The sequence below is a fragment of the Sphingopyxis sp. genome, assembly GCF_035998905.1.
Lineage (GTDB): Bacteria > Pseudomonadota > Alphaproteobacteria > Sphingomonadales > Sphingomonadaceae > Sphingopyxis.
On record NZ_DASYHG010000006.1, the window covers coordinates 136,241 to 152,404 of the forward strand.

Annotated in this window: 15 protein-coding genes and 2 pseudogenes; 3 read left to right on the forward strand and 14 right to left on the reverse strand. The window is 63.2% G+C overall.

The genetic code is table 11. The features are described from left to right. Window positions 1-74: 74 nt before the first annotated feature. From VGN62_RS01410 to VGN62_RS01425, 4 genes are all read right to left on the reverse strand, one after another. Window positions 75-668 (reverse strand): hypothetical protein, encoded by a 594-nt coding sequence (locus tag VGN62_RS01410; protein WP_327450425.1) that lies wholly within the window; start codon window positions 666-668, stop codon window positions 75-77. 135 nt (window positions 669-803) lie between these two features. Next, window positions 804-1,751 carry an alpha/beta hydrolase gene (locus VGN62_RS01415; protein WP_327450427.1) on the reverse strand — a complete coding sequence of 316 codons (948 nt, stop codon included), beginning with the start codon at window positions 1,749-1,751 and terminating at the stop codon, window positions 804-806. Window positions 1,752-1,926: 175 nt separating this feature from the next. Continuing rightward, window positions 1,927-2,163: a hypothetical protein gene (locus VGN62_RS01420; protein ID WP_327450429.1), complete on the reverse strand. Its 237-nt coding sequence runs from the start codon at window positions 2,161-2,163 to the stop codon at window positions 1,927-1,929. 351 nt (window positions 2,164-2,514) lie between these two features. Next, on the reverse strand, window positions 2,515-2,688 hold the full coding sequence (locus VGN62_RS01425) for a DUF1328 domain-containing protein (RefSeq protein WP_082521313.1): 174 nt from the start codon (window positions 2,686-2,688) through the stop codon (window positions 2,515-2,517). Between the two features lie 220 nt (window positions 2,689-2,908). Here VGN62_RS01425 and VGN62_RS01430 point away from each other — a divergent pair, with 220 nt between their 5' ends. After that, window positions 2,909-3,415 (forward strand): FKBP-type peptidyl-prolyl cis-trans isomerase, encoded by a 507-nt coding sequence (locus tag VGN62_RS01430; RefSeq protein WP_327450431.1) that lies wholly within the window; start codon window positions 2,909-2,911, stop codon window positions 3,413-3,415. Window positions 3,416-3,641: 226 nt separating this feature from the next. Here the strand turns inward: VGN62_RS01430 and VGN62_RS01435 are convergent, their stop codons facing one another. The 10 genes and pseudogenes from VGN62_RS01435 to VGN62_RS01480 all read right to left on the reverse strand — a co-directional run bounded on the left by VGN62_RS01435 (window position 3,642) and on the right by VGN62_RS01480 (window position 13,388). Beyond that, complete coding sequence (locus VGN62_RS01435) at window positions 3,642-3,863, reverse strand: helix-turn-helix domain-containing protein (protein WP_327450433.1); 222 nt, start codon at window positions 3,861-3,863, stop codon at window positions 3,642-3,644. Beyond that, entirely contained in the window at window positions 3,860-4,075 is a 216-nt protein-coding gene (locus tag VGN62_RS01440) for a DUF2274 domain-containing protein (protein ID WP_327450435.1), read from the reverse strand. Before VGN62_RS01440 ends, VGN62_RS01435 begins: the two co-directional genes overlap by 4 nt. Next, window positions 4,068-5,294 (reverse strand): TrbI/VirB10 family protein, encoded by a 1,227-nt coding sequence (locus tag VGN62_RS01445; protein ID WP_327450437.1) that lies wholly within the window; start codon window positions 5,292-5,294, stop codon window positions 4,068-4,070. Before VGN62_RS01445 ends, VGN62_RS01440 begins: the two co-directional genes overlap by 8 nt. Then, the gene (trbG, locus tag VGN62_RS01450; protein ID WP_327450439.1) at window positions 5,291-6,109 is read right to left on the reverse strand and encodes a P-type conjugative transfer protein TrbG; all 819 of its coding nucleotides are present in this window, start codon (window positions 6,107-6,109) and stop codon (window positions 5,291-5,293) included. The genes VGN62_RS01445 and trbG overlap by 4 nt, the downstream gene beginning before the upstream one ends. Then, window positions 6,106-6,921 (reverse strand): conjugal transfer protein TrbF, encoded by an 816-nt coding sequence (gene trbF / locus VGN62_RS01455; protein WP_327450441.1) that lies wholly within the window; start codon window positions 6,919-6,921, stop codon window positions 6,106-6,108. The genes trbG and trbF overlap by 4 nt, the downstream gene beginning before the upstream one ends. Window positions 6,922-6,924: 3 nt before the next feature. After that, complete coding sequence (gene trbL / locus VGN62_RS01460) at window positions 6,925-8,226, reverse strand: P-type conjugative transfer protein TrbL (protein ID WP_327450443.1); 1,302 nt, start codon at window positions 8,224-8,226, stop codon at window positions 6,925-6,927. A gap of 128 nt (window positions 8,227-8,354) precedes the next feature. After that, window positions 8,355-9,080: a P-type conjugative transfer protein TrbJ gene (gene trbJ / locus VGN62_RS01465; RefSeq protein WP_327450445.1), complete on the reverse strand. Its 726-nt coding sequence runs from the start codon at window positions 9,078-9,080 to the stop codon at window positions 8,355-8,357. After that, window positions 9,080-10,960 (reverse strand): annotated as a pseudogene (gene trbE / locus VGN62_RS01470) (conjugal transfer protein TrbE); the annotation flags it as partial. The gene trbJ and the pseudogene trbE, both read right to left, overlap by 1 nt. 18 nt (window positions 10,961-10,978) lie before the next feature. Next, window positions 10,979-11,380 (reverse strand): ribbon-helix-helix protein, CopG family, encoded by a 402-nt coding sequence (locus tag VGN62_RS01475; protein ID WP_327450447.1) that lies wholly within the window; start codon window positions 11,378-11,380, stop codon window positions 10,979-10,981. 3 nt (window positions 11,381-11,383) lie between these two features. Further along, a pseudogene (locus tag VGN62_RS01480) lies at window positions 11,384-13,388 on the reverse strand (conjugal transfer protein TraG). Window positions 13,389-13,837: 449 nt separating this feature from the next. On the opposite strand from VGN62_RS01480, the gene VGN62_RS01485 reads away from it, so the two are divergent. Both VGN62_RS01485 and VGN62_RS01490 read left to right on the forward strand, forming a co-directional pair. Beyond that, the gene (locus tag VGN62_RS01485; RefSeq protein ID WP_327450449.1) at window positions 13,838-14,842 is read left to right on the forward strand and encodes a GSU2403 family nucleotidyltransferase fold protein; all 1,005 of its coding nucleotides are present in this window, start codon (window positions 13,838-13,840) and stop codon (window positions 14,840-14,842) included. A gap of 135 nt (window positions 14,843-14,977) precedes the next feature. After that, window positions 14,978-15,967, forward strand: coding sequence for a 3'-5' exonuclease (locus VGN62_RS01490; protein WP_327450451.1), 990 nt, complete (start codon window positions 14,978-14,980; stop codon window positions 15,965-15,967). Window positions 15,968-16,164 lie beyond the last annotated feature (197 nt).

Genomic DNA, 16,164 nt, shown 5'->3' on the forward strand with positions numbered 1-16,164 from the left:
CAGGGACCGGCCGCAAAGGCAATGCCGGGAGGGGGGGATGGCCTGCTTGTAACCGCCGGCCCCTGCCAAATGGCTTATTCGCCGGCCGGAGCCGCCGCCGGGGGGGCACCGCGCTTGGCGCGCCATGCACCACGCTGCGCCTGACGCTCCTCGGCGGTCACCTGACCGTCCTTGTTCGCGTCGGCCGCATCGAAGCGCGCGAGCGCCGCGGTCTGGAATTCGGCCTGGCTGATCGCCTTGTCGCCGTCGGTGTCGGCCTTGCCCATCATCATGCCGCGATGACCGCCGCGCTTGCCATGATGGCCGCGCATACCGTCACGCTTGCCTTCGCCGGCATCGGCGCGCTTGTCGGCGCGTTTCGCCGCACGATCGGCACCATGCTGGTCCCATTCGGCCTTGCTGATGCTGCCGTCCTTGTTCGCGTCGAGGCGCTCGAACATCTTCGCCTGCATCTTTGCGTGCCGCGCGGCACGATCGGCGGCGTCGAGCTTGCCGTCCTTGTTCGCGTCCATTTTCGCGAACATCTGCGTCGCATGGGCCTGCGCTTCGGCGCGGGTCAGCACGCCATTGCCGTCGGCATCGCCCTTGGCGCCGCCGCCGGGGGCGGCGAGCACGGGCACGGCGACCAACGCGGCACCCAGCGTCGAAAATATGATCTTCTTGTTCACCTGAAGAACTCCTTCAAGGGACCTTCGTGGGGGAAAGTTCCGGTCCCGATGAAAGCCTTCTAGGTGCGATTTGTCCCACCGACGTGCCGGACGGGCGTAAAATTGTCGCAAATTGTCGCAGAAACGCTCTGCCGTTCATTTGGCGGCAAGCGGCACCGGCAACAGGTGGAGTAGCCCCTTGGTGAAACCCCGCGGCGCCACCGAGACATGATCCTCGTCATTCAGCACATCCCCGCGGATCTGCAGCCCCGGATAGCCGCGCGCCTTGAGCGTTGCGACCAATGCCTCGCTGTCGCCGACCATATCGAGCGTCTTGTTGAAGCGAGGATCGGCTGCACGCACGCCCTCATATTCACCGGTATAGACATAGACATTCGCAGGCAGGTCGCGGTGCGCGGCGGCATAAGCCTTTTCCATCGCAAACATGTGCCGCTTGCCGAACCACAGCGACGGGCTTCCCAATATGTAGCCGCTGAACAATCCGGGTTCGGTGAACAATATCTGTGCGCCGAGCAGCGCGCCGTAAGAATGGCCGAGAAACAGCTTTTGCCGCGGGTCGGTGCGATAGCGGCGCGCGACAAAGGGCAGGACCTGATCGCGCAAATAGGCCTGATAAGCCGCACCCCCGCCATGCACCGTGCCAGCGGGCGTGTCGCTCGGGCCATCGGCGGTCGGCGTATAGTCGCGCCGCCGGCTCCGTACCGGATCGTCGTCCTTGGCATAGGATAGCCCGACGAGGATGAAATCCTGCACCTTCGGCCCCTCGACGTTGAGCCGCCGCGCAATCTGCCGCACGACCGGAAAGGCATAATCGGCATCGGTGACATAGAGCACCGGATAGGCGCGCTGCGGTTCCTTCGCATAGGATGGCGGCAGGCTGACGAATACCTGATAGTCGCGCCCCGAGGCCGGATCGGGCACGTCCCATACCTCGCTGCCCAGCAGGGCGTAGGGCTTGCCCTGCCCCTCCTGCACGACCTGCGCAGCGATGGCCGCGCCGTCGCCCTGTCCTAAGACCGCCCCGCTACATCCCCAAAGCAGTGCCACGCCCAGCGCAGCTGCCGTCCGATATCCCCCTGTCATCCCTGTCGAATCTCCATCGCCCATCCCGGAAATCCCGCCAATCCGCAATCGGCAGCAGGCTGGCAAGGGCGCCGCCCGGACGAACGGCCGGGCCGTTCGGGCGGCGCGGCAGGGCGATAGAAGCAGCAGGAGGGTAACCCGGAACGGGTCCGGCCACCCTCCTGCTCACGGGATATTACGGGCTGACGGGGGCGTCGTCATCGTCGTCGGCGATCAGGATGATCGCGCCGACACCGACGAGCAGGCCGAGGAGGCCGATCAGCCAGCTCGAATTGCCTTCGAGCCCGTTTTCACCATCGGTCACCGAAACGGCGCTGGCACCGCCCGCCGCCGACGCGGCCGAAGCCGCGACGGGGGCCGCGACGACCGAGAGAGCGGCAAGGGATATTGCCGCCTTTTTGAGCATGCGCATGTCATTCTCCATTTGCTGGAACATCTCCCTACCCGTGCCGAACAACGTGCGGGACGCTGCGATCGATCCAGCCGGCTCGGGGCATTCGTCGTGGAGGCGCGGCGGGTCAGCCGACGCGCGGCCGATCGCGTGCTTGCCAGGGTGCTGAAGTCAGGGGATGCCGGATCGCCACGTCCGCGGTCCTTAAGGCCTACAAAAGGGGGCCGAAACGAGTAAGCCCCGTCGCGTTTCTGCGGCGGGGCTCCCTAGACTTCGTCCGAAGACAGAAGTCATATCCACTCTTTCTTTCGATCAAGCAGGTAAATGAAACGCGGCGGATCGCGGATGGTTCCCGCCGCGCCCAACTTTTTTCTACGTGATCTTGCGCGCCGCGGCCGACCCGAGGATCAGGAACAGCACGACGAGCGCAAGGCCGACGAAGAACAGGATCTTGGCGATCCCCGCCGCGGCGCCCGCGACACCGCCAAAACCGAGCACTGCGGCGACAAGTGCGATCACCGCGAAGATCAAGGCCCATTTGAACATCTGGAATCTCCTTCAATGCGCGCGGAACCGGCGTCGAAAGCCAACGGCTTTCGAAGGGGAAGCGACCGATCGCCGCGCCTCAAGTCTCTGATTGTTGCGTACGAAAGCGAAACGACGGATGCAGGGAAAAGTTCCTGCTGCCCGGCTGCGCCGCCGACCGATAAGCGCTTGCCAATCGCGCACGCGATGCGTTTATGCACGGACGATCGAGGGAGTTTTCATGCACATGTCTTCACACGTCCGGCTGCTCGCCGCGGCCGCCTTTGCCTTTTGCCTGCCTGCCGCCGCCGCCGCCGCGCAGGATGCCGGCGCGTCCCCGGCGCAGGGCACCGCTTACCTCAACAAGCAGATGGCAGCGCTTGCCGAACGGAACGGCGCCGACGGCTGGCGCGTGACGCCGAGCGGGCTGCGCTGGCGCCGCATCTCGGGCGACGGCAGCGGCGCTCGCCCCGGCCCCACCGACGAGGTCACCGTCCATTATGTCGGCACCTTTGCCGACGGCGCCGAATTCGACAGCTCGGTCCGCCGCGGCGAGCCCACGACCTTCCCGCTCAACCGCGTGATCGACGGCTGGCAGGAAGGCGTCGCGCTGATGGGCGTCGGCGACAAGGTCGAACTCGCGATCCCCTGGCAGCTCGCCTACGGCCCCGACGGCAAGGGCCCGATCCCCGGCGGCGCGACGCTGTTGTTCACCGTCGAGTTGCTGGCCATCACGCCTGCGGGCTGATTTTGGGGAAGCCTGGAGGGTAGCGGGAGCCACACTATTACTCTAAATACATGTTAATAATGGATATTATTTTCCTCGTAGTAGCCCATACCCGCACTCATACCATCGTTCGTCGAAGGTAAAAAAATGGGAATCGAAACGGGGCTATAACGGGGAATCCAATAGACCGTCGTCTCCCATCATTCATGATTCGAACCCGTCATGATCGAGAAGGAAAAGCAGCCTTCTAGCTCTTCTCGAATAGGCGCTTGAGGCTGGCATATCGGATGAAAGTCGATCGACCGACCTTTACCGTTTCAAGTTCGCCGGCCTTAATGAGCTCGTAGAGTGTCGATCGACCAATGCCGGTGAGTTTCACTGCAGCAGCTATGCGGACGCATATGGGTTCGTCGTGCGGGCGCCCCCCTGCCGGAATTTGAGGCTCTCGGCTGCTTCGCTCCCGGCTCATGATTTCCGCCTAGCTCGGTTGAAGCGGCGATCGGTTTCGATGAAGGCCGAAAGCATCGCGGGGATGAGGTCTGGGACAGATTCACGCTGACCGTATGCAGCTTCGTAGGCGTCGGCATAGGCGTTCAGCGCCTCGACCAATCCCGGCATTGCGTTGAACGTGATCCTGACTGGGGTTCGCTCGGCCAGCTTGGGCAATCTGAGGTCAGCCATGTCCACCATCTCTCCAGATGCGCCCAACGACAATATCCTTGTGAACCACAACACGAAGCGGCCAACCGGGACGGATGCGCACGGTTGGCTGGATATTGAGGCTCTTGGTCACAAGCTGGTCGCCAGCGCGTGCACCGCTCTGCTGCGCAGCCTCGCGGACCGCGCGAACAAGGTCGCTTTCATTGCTGCCGGAACTCAATTCCGTGCCGACGCCAAGCAAAGTCGAGAGCGCAACGCCCTTCAAAAGCTGCCAGGTGTGGCGGTCGATGCGATCGGATAGGCCCGCATAGCCTTGCGTATCGGTCGCTGGCACATTGTCGATGCGGATGGACGATCCATCGGGCAGAATAATCCGTTGCCACACCACCAGCGCGCGGCTCTGCCCGAACGCGACGACGCTGTCGTAACTGCCGATCAGCCGCGAACCTTGCGGTATCAGCAGCGACCGCCCCGTCACACTATCATAGACATTCTCGGTGATCTGCGCCGTCACCATCCCCGGCAAGTCGGAATTGAGTCCGGTAATCAGGCTCGCGGCAATCACGCTCCCGGCCTGCAAGGTCCAAGGTGAGACGGGCGCCGTCAGTGTGTGCGGGTTCACGTCGGCGCTGTCGTTGGTGCGACCGACGATCGCGTTCTTGCGCTGCTGGCCGCCCGGATCGGGCGCCTCCGCCGCCATCATCGGCGACGGCAATTCGGGGGTGACGGACGCCGGGACGGCGGCAGCGCGGGCGCCAGTCGCGTTGCCAGCGATTTGCAGCATGACGCCGGACTCCCGCGCAGCGCGTTCCTCGGCGACAAGGCGCTGGCGTTCGGCTTCCGCCTCCTGTGCCGCGCGCCGCGCTGCCTCGTCGGCCGACTCGATCGGTGCCGTTCCCATTTCGCGTTGATGGTCGAGGATCGGCTTGCCAAGGTCGCCGGGAAGCGGCGGGCCGAGCGGCGGCACGTCGCCATAGCTAACCGGCGCACCGGCAAGCGCGTCGGGCGGCGCCTTCGAGCCGACCAGCTTGTCGTCGCCCGATGCGACCAGGTTCAAGGTCGCGGGTTTGAGCGCCAGCCAGGCAACGCCGACAATCGCGGTCGAACCGACGGCCGCAATCGCGATGATAGCGCCGCGCCGAAAGCGCGTCACGCGACCCGGCCCCGCACGTAACACCAGCGTTTCGGGATCGGCCTTGGCAGGCGCGCTGCCTGCGGGTGGAATGGCGGGCTCGGTCACTGGCCCTTCCTCCGCTTCGGCTGCGCGCTCGAAATCCGCACGACCTGCTGTTTCTTGCCGCCGAGGCGCAGTTCGGCGGCGCCGAACAGCCGGTCGACGACATAGTAGCGGCCTGCAACGCGGTAATTGACGAGGCTCGCCTCGCCGTCCTCGCCAATGACGAACAGCGGCGGCGCTTCGCCGACCGCGATTGAGGGTGAAAATTCGATATAGGTTTGCCGCCCATCGTCGAACGCGCGCAGCGGCCGCCATGCCGGCTTGTCGCCGCTCATGGCGTAATGGAAATTGAGTCCTTCGACCGCGAGACCCGACGCGATGGGCGCCGCCGCGGCGGCCGCGTCCTGCTGCCGGCGCAGTGCAATCAGCTCGTCGTGCGGATAGGTCCATGACAGCGCGGCCATCGCGCCGCTCGACCGGCTTTCAAGTTCGATATGATAGACGCGTCGGTCGGTCGTGATGACAAGGTTGGTCCGAAGCCCTGCCGAAAAGGGCTTCACGAGGATATGGGTTCGCTGGCTCGCGCCGCTGCCGCTCGTCGTGTCGCCGACCGTCCAGCGCACGGTGTCGCCAGCGGCGACCGAGGTGATGGTCTCGCCCAACTGCAAGGCAATGTCGGTGATGCGCCCGGGCGCTGCATAAAGGCGATAAAGGGTCCCGTCATTATAGGGATAGATCTGCATCGCGCCGACGAAGCCGGCGTTCGAAGGCTCACGCAGCGCCGCCTTGTTGGCGGCCGTGACCTTTGCGGTCGGCTGGGCGGAAGCCGGAATAGCGAGCGCGACAAGGCTCGCCGACAGGATGACGACGCGGATCATGGTTCATTCCCTTCGGTGACGGGCGGGGTTTCGGGGTCGAGCGGCTTATCGGCGGACGAATCCGCCTCCGATGAAGGTGCGACCAGATCTTCCGGTGCCGGAAAGCGACCTCGCGGTTTCAGAACATCGGTGTCGAGTTCGCGCGACCAGTCGATGGCATCGACATAGAGACCGAGTGGGTTCTTTCGAACAACATCGGCCGATCGCGGTGGCTGCACTTTCACGGTCAGCATCGCGGTCCAGCGAGAGCGCTGGGCGAGACTGCCGCGCTCATATTCGCTTTCGGTCCATTTGACCTGGAAGCTCGTGTCCGATGCGCGGACCACGCTCGTCACCTGCACTGAGACGGTGCGGCGTCCGACCTCGGCGAACGGATTGGAGCTGCGCGCATATTCCCCGAGAAACAGCGATGCCCGTGTCGTGGCGAAGTCATAGGCCGACAGCCAATTCTCGCGCATCAGGACCGGATCGAGCGAACGCGAGCGGACATTGGCGATGAAACGCCCAAGGTGCCATGCGATCTGCGGATCGGTCGGCCGATAGTCCGTGATGGCAGGCGCGACGGCGCGTGCTTCACCGAGCCGGTCGACCTCAACGACGTAAGGCATGACGCGGCTCTGCATCGATTGCCAGATGAGCGCCGCTGACAGGCCCGTGGCCAGAAGGAGTCCGCCGAAGGCCATCAGCCGCCAGTTCTTCGCCTGCGCTCTCGCCGAGCCTATGCGCTCGTCCCAAAGCTGCCCGGCGCGTTGATAAGGCGTCTCGGGCTCGGGCGTCCGGCCATAACGCTGCACTGCTCGTTTGAATCTCATGGATCAATCCCTTTCCTTGATGTCGGGGTTGGCGCCGACGCCGCCCTTGTCGCCGTCACGGATCGCGTGGATCGCCATCTGGCGCCGGTGACGGCTGGCCTGCGTCGATTGAAGCTTCTGGGCCCATGCGGGCATGGCACCCGATGCCGCTGCGGCCGCCTCGGCGCTCGCTGCGCCCGCGCCGCTACCGGCGCTCCATGCCGCCTGCTGTCCGCGAGCTGCTGCGGCCCGAAGGCCAAAGGCGTTGCGCATCCGGTCGGATGCGGCGCCCCGAGCCGCGCTCGCCATGCCGCCGATGCCGGCGCCGACGGTGCTGGAACCCGATGTCTCCTGCCCGAGCTTGTAGGCCGTCGACGCAGCGCTCCCTATCGATGTGCCGGCGCGCAGCGCGCCGAGGCCGGCGCTTCCAGCGCCGCGCGCGGCCGCGACCGCACCGGCGCCGGCCATCGCGAGGCCGCCTGCCGCAAGCGCCGTGGTCGCAACCGCCGAGCCGGCGCCAAGCTGTGGAGCGCCCGCGACGAGGCCCGATGCAATGCCGGGGCCGAAGATGGCGAGCCCAAACAGAGCCAGGCTCGCGAGCATCAGCGACACCGCCTGCTCGATCGACACTTCGTCGCCGGTGATCGCGCTGGTGAAGTCGGCAAAATAGTTGGAGCCTATCCCGACGATCACCGCGAGGACCATGACCTTGATGCCCGACGAGACGACGTTGCCGAGCACGCGTTCGGCGAGGAAGGAGGTGCGGTTCCACAGGGCGAAGGGCACCAGCACGAAACCGGCGAGCGACGTCAGCTTGAATTCGAGGATGGTAATGAAAAGCTGGATCGCGAGAATGAAGAAGGCGACGATGACAATCACCCACGCGATCATCAGCACGGCGATCTCGATGAAGTTGTTGAAGAAGTCGATCGGGCCGACAAGTTCGGCGGCCTGCTCGAGCAAAGGCGCAGCCGCCTCGAATCCGGTTCCCGCGAGCCGCCCCGGCATCAGCAGATCCTGAGCGGTGATCGCGCTGCCACCTGCGGTCAGGCCCAAACCGGCGAACGAACGGAAGATAATGTCGGACAGCGTCGAGAAGCTGTTCAGAATCAACGCGAACACGCCGACATAGAGAATCTTCTTGAGGAACTTGCCGATGACATCGTCCTCGCCGCCAAGCGCCCAGAACAGGCCGGCGAGCGTGATGTCGATGCCGATCAAAATGGTGGTGAGAAACCCGACGTCACCGCCAAGCAGTCCGAAGCCGCTGTCGATATAGGCGATGAACGCCTCCATGAACTGGTCGATGACATTCAGGTCTTCCACCGTTGCACTCCTTGCGTCGGATGAAGGGGGTCGCGGGGGCCGGTCCCGGAGAGAGGGGAGCGGAACCAAGGCCCCCGCGACGGGGCGGCACTCGCCGGGGAGCTAGGGGCGCAGCGCCGCCCCAAGTCTCATTGGCGCGGCGTGTAGGCCTTGCCGTCGCCAAGGAAGCGCGACGTTCGCGCCCGCGCCTCGCGCTCGTTCTGCCCGCGCGCGGCGGCCTCGATCGATTCCTTGCGGAACTGCGATGCCATCAGGTTCTGAAGTTGGAACTGCTGCTTGGTCGCGAGCGCGAGCAACTGGTTGGTTGCCTGTTGCGCCTGCAAGCTTCCCTCGGCGCCCTGGCTCTTGGCGACGATTGCCGCGAGTACCTGGGCGTCGTCACGCACATTTTCGACGATGCCGCTCTGCACCTCCATCGTCTGGCGGAAGGCCGCCATTTCATTGTCGAGGCGCTGCTTCGCCGCCGCGAGACGTTGATCGCGCTTCAGGACGCGATCGACGCTGTCGGGGAAAAGCTGGCGGTAGCGTTCGTCCAACTGGTCGACGCGGAAGTCGATACTCTGCGCCTGTCCCATCAGCTTGTCGATCTCGGCGAGCTTCTGGCGAAGCCGGTCGAGCTCGGGGAAATCGATCTTCGCGAGATTCTTGCCCTGGTTCACGAGCATCTGGGCCTCGTTCTGCAACGACTGGATCTGGTTGTTGATCTGCTGCAGCGTGCGCGCGGCGGTGAGCAGATTCTGCGTATAGTTCGAGGTATCGAACACGCTCATCTGCGCCGATGCCGGCGCGCTCCCGAGCACCCCGGCACCGATCGCACCGGTTCCAAGCAAGGCGGCGAGAATATATCGCTTCATCATCTTTCTCCTTCAGGGGGGTGAGCGGCAGGAAAGCGGCCAAGCAGCTCGGCCGCCCAGTCGAGGCCGGCTTGGGTCAGGAAATGCGCGGCGAAATCCTCGTTGCCCTGCGCGGCGAGAATGGCATCGATGCGCTTCTGCGTGTCGGGATCGGACGCGCCGCACAGCGCCAGCGCGAGCGGTCCCAGCCCCAGCTCGAAAAGCCGGTTGCCGCGCGCCGATTGCAGATAATATTGCCGCTTCGGCACCGCGCGGCTGACGAGTTCGATTTGCCGCGCGTTGAGGCCGAAGCGGACATAGGCCGCCTGGCTCTGCGGCTCGATCGCACGATCGTTCGGCAGCAATATGCGCTGTGGGCAGCTCTCGATGATCGCGGGTGCGATCGAGGAATCCGCAATATCGGCAAGCGATTGCGTTGCGAACACCACGGCGACATTGCGCTTACGCAGAACCTTCAACCATTCGCGGATGCGCGCCGCGAACAGTGGGTGGTCTAGGAACACCCAGGCTTCATCGAGAATGAGCAGCGTCGGCCGCCCGGTGAACCTCTCTTCGAGCCGATGGAACAGATAGGTCAGCACGGGAGCGACGACGCCCTCCTGTCCCATCAGCGCCTCGGTCTCGAAACACTGAACATCGGCTATGGCGAGATCATCCTCGGCGGCGTCGAGCAGCCGTCCGAATGGTCCTTCGAGCGTGTACGGCGCCAGCGCCGATCGCAGCGGCGCGGATTGGAGCAGCAGCGACAAGCCGGTCAGCGTCCGTTCCTCGATCGGAGCGGTCGCGAGATTGGTCAGCGCCGACCAGACCGCCTCCTTGACCTCGGGCGTCACCAGCACTTTCTCATGCGCGAGCAGCGCGCCGATCCACTCGGCGGCCCACGCGCGTTCGTCGGCGCGATCGTTGTGACGAAGCGGCTGGAAGGCAATCGCCTTCACGCCCTTATCCTCGCCGCCGAGACCAAGCGTGTGATGCGCGCCGCCCATCGCCAGCACCGCGGCGCGCGCCGAAAAGCCCTTGTCGAAGATATAGATCTGCGCGTCCGCAAAGCGTCTGAACTGCAAGGCCAGCAGCGCCAGCAGAACCGACTTGCCGGCTCCGGTCGGGCCGACGATCAACATATGGCCGACGTCGCCGACATGCGTCGACAGCCGGAACGGCGTCGATCCGCTGGTCTCGGCATAGAGCAAAGGCGGACCGTCCAGATGGACATTGCGCGCCGGTCCCGCCCAGACCGACGACAGCGGCATCAGGTGCGCGAGATTGAGCGTGTGGACGATCGGGTGCCGGACGTTGGCGTAAGTCTGGCCCGGCAGGCTCGACAGCCATGCCTCCACCGCATTGACGCCTTCCCGGATGCAGGTGAAGCCGAGACCGTTGACGATCCGCTCGACCGCCCTGACTTTTTCCTCGACGCGCGCGCGGCTGTCGTCGGCGACGGTGATCGTCGTGGTGAGATAGCCGAACGCAACATGATCGCCGCCGAGCGCCTGCAAGGCCAGGTCGGCATCGACCACCTTGTTGTCGGCGTCGCTGTCGAGAAGCTGCGCGGGCTGGTTATAAATCACCTCGCGCAGCATCGCCGTCACCGACTTGCGCTTGTTGAACCATTGGCGGCGGAGCCTGGTCAGCGCCTTCGTCGCGTCGGTCTTATCGAGAGCTATGAACCTCGTGACCCAACGATATGAAAATTCTTCGTGATTTAGTGCGTCGAGGATTCCGGGTCGCGACAGATTCGGGAAACCCAGGATCGTGAGCGTCCGGATATGCTGGTCGCCCAGCATCGGTTCGAGGCCGCCGGTCAGCGGCGTGTCGGCCAGAAGGCCGTCGAGATACATCGGCGTGTCCGGCACGGCGACCATATGGCGGCGCGGCGATATCTGCGGAAAGCGCGTCGGTCATGGCTGGGCCTCGATGATGTTGGTGTCGAGCGTGCGCTTGCCGCCCGCGATCTGGCGACCAAGCTGGGCGATGAATCGCTCGAAGCGCTGATTGCCGACGGCGAGCGCGGCTGTGTCAGCTTCGGGGAGCGGCGCGGTGACGGTGAGTTGATAGCGCACGAACAGCGCTAACGCCTCAAGCACCACCTCCATGTCGCGGCGGCCTGCGGCGACCTCGCGCGATATGCGGTCGAGCCGGACTTTGAGAAGGTCGTCGACCTCCTTGCTCGCACGGCGCGCGAGCCAATCGCGAAGCGCCTCATTGACGATGCGCGACTTGTTGCCGCCGCGCCGGATCACCAGCGCGTCGAGCGCGTCGCTCAAATCGCTGTCGATATAGAGATTCTGGCGGACCTTCATCGCCTACAGCCCCGGCAACAGGTCTTGGGACTGCGATTGATTCATCGCATGACCGCGAACCAGCGTCGCGCGAACGCGGTCCATGACGCGCTTGTCGGCCGCCGCGTCGGGGTCGTCGCGTTCAAGGTCGGGCAATTCGAGTTGCGTCGCCGGTTCGACCTGCGGCGGCTTTTCTTCGATCGAAGGGTGCCGCTGCTGCTGCAAGCCGCCGTCCTCGTCCGCGCCGGGTTCCTCGTCCGCTTTGCCGAGCCTGCTATCGGGCGCGCTGACCAGCCCGGTCCAGTCATCGGGGCGGCTGGGTGGCCGGTCGGCATAGTCACCAAGCGAGAGCGCGGGCGGTGTCAGGAGCCGCGCGCGGAAATTGGCGTCCTTGTAATATTGTAGCTTCTTCGCCCGGATTGGGGCCATGCCCGACAGAAGAACCAGCTCATCGGCGGGCGGAAGCTGCATTACCTCGCCCTGAGTCAACAGCGGGCGCGCCGTCTCCTGCCGGCTGACCATGACATGCGCCAGCCAAGGGGCGAGCCTGTGGCCCGCATAGTTTCGCATCGCGCGCTGCTCGGTTGCCACGCCGAGAGCATCGGAAACCCGCTTTGCCGTGCGCTCGTCATTCGTGGAGAAAACGACGCGGACGTGACAGTTATCGAGGATCGAATTATGCTCACCGTAGGCTTTATCGACCTGATTGAGACTCTGCGCGATCAGGAATGCGCGCACGCCGTAGCCGGCCATGAAGGCAAGGCTCGTCTCGAAAAAGTCGAGCCGCCCCAATGCCGGAAACTCGTCGAGCATCATCAGAAGCTCATGCTTGCGCTGCATCGAGCTTCTCCGTGAGGCGCCGACCGATCTGATTGAGAACCAGGCGGACAAGCGGCTTCGTCCGCGAAATGTCCGACGGCGGAATGACCAGGTAGAGCGAGACGGGATGATCGGCCTCGACAAGATCGGCGATGCGCCAGTCGCAGCGCGACGTGACCGCTGCGACGGTGGGGTCGCGATAGAGGCCAAGGAACGACATGGCTGTCGACAGCACGCCGCTGCGCTCATTTTCCGACTTGTTCAAAACCTCGCGCGCGGCGGACGCGACGACGGGATGGACCTGCGGCGCCTCTTTGGTGCCGAGATGATTGGTCATCATCATCCTGCGCAGCGTGGTGACGAACGGCCGCTGCGGATCGGACAGGAAGGTCGCGACGCGGGCAAGCGTCTTTTCTTGCTCCGCATAAAGGATGTGGAGGATTGCGCCGACCAGGAGCGAATGCGAGGTTTTTTCCCAGTGGTTGCGCCGTTCAAGCGCCCCTTCGGGATCGACCAATATGTCGGCGATATTCTGAACATCGCGAACCTCGTTCGCGCCTTTCCGGACCTCCAGCAGCGGATTGTATTTGGCGGAAGCAGGGTCGGTCGGGTTGAATAGCAGGACATGGCTGAAGCGTGCGCGCCAGCCGGCCGTGAGCTGCCAATTTTCGCCCTTTATGTCGTGAATGATGGCCGAACCGGTCCAGCTCAGCAGCGTCGGGACGACAAGCCCGACACCCTTGCCACTCCTTGTCGGGGCAAAGGCCATGACATGCTCCGGGCCGTCATGGCGAAGGTATCGGCCGCGCTGGCGGCCAATAAAAACTCCGCTGTCGTTGAACAAGCCCGCGCGATCGATCTCGCGCTTTGTTGCCCAGCGTGCTGAACCATAGGTCGTGACATGGCGCGACTGCCGCGCGCGCCAGAGCGACCCGGCGATGGCGGCACCGCACCCCAGAAAACCACTCGCGCCCGCAAGCATCCCCGCCTTGTCGAAAATCTCCGGCGCATAAGCTTCGTAGTGATACCACCAAGGAAATATCGCCCACGGCCGATAGACCGGCGTCTCGAACAGGACGAACCATGCCGGTCCAAGCTGCGGCTGATAGCCGAGCATCGCCGCGCACCATTGGGTCGCGGCCCAAACGCCCGCAATCACGATCGCGAAAACGACGAAAATCTGTCCGACAAGGAGCTTGGTAGGCGTCAAGGGAATCTCCCAGCGACGCAGAGATCGCGTCGGCCGCCCAAAAATCAGCCGGGTCGTGGAAATCTCATATGACGGTTATGACGCGTGACGACGCACCACGACGCAATGCGAAGGGCCATCTCATGCAGAATCAGGGTTGGCGGACTGACACGCCCTGTCACTGCTCAACCTGCGGCCAACCAAGTCGATTCTCGAAAAAGCGGCCGCTCGGGCTATGGACGATGATCCGATACGGTAGCTCCGGTCCCCATCGCTACACAACAAAGTTATGATAGTTGACCGCGGTGCCCGTCACAAAACTCGGCACCATCATTCCGTTATGCCCTTCGGAATGAAGAGCCGAATGAGCATTTACCCTGCTTTTGATATGAATTTGCCGATGCAGGGTAATTTCTTGTGAAATGGCGGTTTACCCTGCATATAGAGAATATCGGAAAAAGCAGGGTAATATGAGAGCCGTCACCCCATTCAGCGACGAACAGGCGCGAAACCTGATCAACATACGCCAGCAATATGAGGTGTGGTGCGATGCCGAGCGCGCACTCGCCGAAATGCCGTATAATCTGCGGATCAAGGAGGTGTCCGGAAACGCCTATCTCTATGAACTCACCGATCGGGAAGGCAATATGAAGAGCCTCGGTCGGCTGGACGACGAGAAGCAGGTGCAATTCAATGCCTACAAGCGCGACAAGGAAGAGGTGAAAGCGCGCATAGAGACCAGCCGAACGATGCTCGCCGAGCGTGCGCGCATCTATCGTTCGCTCCATTTACCCATGCTCGATCCGGAAGCTGGAAAAATCCTGCGCGAGGCCGATCGACGCCGCCTTCTCGGCAGCCACCTCATGGTGGTCGGCACGAACGCAATGCACGCCTATCATATCGAGGCGGGCGGCGCGATCCGCGACGTTCCCGAAGAAACGCTCGACTTTGACCTCGCGTGGACCGCCGAGCCCCCCGCTGACGAGATATCGTCGATCTGGATGATGCTGAAGGCTGTCGATCGGACCTACACCGTCAATTCCGAGCGCCAGTTTCAGGCCCGTAATGCCAAGGCGTATGAGGTCGAGATCCTGGCGGCCCCCAGCACGATCGACGGGATGTTTCGCAAGGATCAACCCAGGCCGATCCCGCTCCCCGAGCAGGAATGGCTGCTGCTGGGACGCCAAGTCGATCATGTCGTCATCGCCCGTGACAACGCGCCTGCACGTATCGTCGCCCCCGACCCACGTTATTTCGCGTTGCACAAGCTCTGGATGGCCGAGAAAGCTGGCCGGAATCCGCTCAAGCGGCCGAAGGATGAAAAGCAGGGCATGCTGCTGCTCGACGCCGTTGCGGAAACAATGCCTCACTACCCGATGGACAAGTCATTTGTCTCCAGCCTCCCTCCCGCGCTTCTTCCACATTTCGATCGCTGGAAGGCTCAGTGGAAGGGAGAACCGGCATCACCTTGGTAGCATAGGGTTCCTTCAAGGGCCTCAGCCAAGGCGACGCACCTATGCGCTCGCTTCGTCGCTATTTCGATGCCAGATCAGATTTCGCGATAGGCATCAGCGTGGCTGCATCGCGCCCGATCTGAGACGTAGGCAACAATGATCGGCGTTCGCGAAACCTGCCATTGTTTGAAGTCGGAATTGGGTGCGATTGGAGTAGCTGTTCACGCGACATCGGTTATGATCGCGCGGATGAATAAAAACATGCACGACCTCGAAGAGATGGCCGAAGCCTTGTCGGCGAGCGGAAACTATCGTGTTCTGCGTAAGCTTCTGCCGCGTAATATTATCGCAAGCTCCGATGGAAATCCTACAAAGCTGGGGCTATTTGTCGATGTTGAAACAACGGGGCTCGATCCCCAGAAGCATGAGATCATTGAGCTTGCGATGCTACCGTTCACTTATACTGCCGATGGCAGGATTTGCGAACTACATCCTCCTTTTGAACAATTTCAGGAGCCGTCTGAACCTATCCCTGCTGCGATTACGCGCCTTACAGGGATCACCGATGCCATGGTTGCCGGACAGCGAATTGACGCGGGCGCCGTGCACGCCTTCGCAAATGGTGCCGCATTGATCGTCGCACATAATGCGAACTTCGACCGCCGCTTTCTGGAGCGGCTGAGCGACGTTTTTGTGATGAAGCCATGGGCTTGCTCGATGTCGCAAGTTGATTGGGTCGAGGAAGGTCATGAGGGTACCAAGCTCGCTTACTTGGCCGCCGGCGCGGGCTTTTTTTACGATCGTCACCGTGCCGTGCACGATTGCCGAGCGGCCATTGAGCTTCTGGCGGCCCCGCTTCCGGCAAGTGGAGACCTTGCGATGCGCCGTCTTCTCGAAAACGCGCGGCGACCAAGCTGGCGGATCTGGGCGGAGAACTCACCTTTCGATTTGAAGGATGTGCTCAAGGCCCGTGGCTATCGCTGGAACGGCGACGACAACCCCAATCCTCGGGCTTGGTATATCGACATCGAGGATGGTTTGAAGGACGCGGAAATCGCTTTCCTGCATAAGGAAATCTACCTGCGCGATGTCGAACTGCTGGTTCGCGAATTGAACGCATACAACAGGTTCTCCGATCGGACCTAACCGGTTGGCCACAGCAGAACAATTTCGGGGGGATGGATGCACATTTCGAAACTGCAATGTCAAACGGCGTTCAAAAGGGACCCCCGATCGGCGTCGAAGAGGGACCCCTTTTCGGATATGATGTTGGTTTGTTGAAGATGGCCTTGCGCTGCGTGCGGCGGAGGGCGGGCGTAGCCCGACCGGAGGCGCGCGCAGCG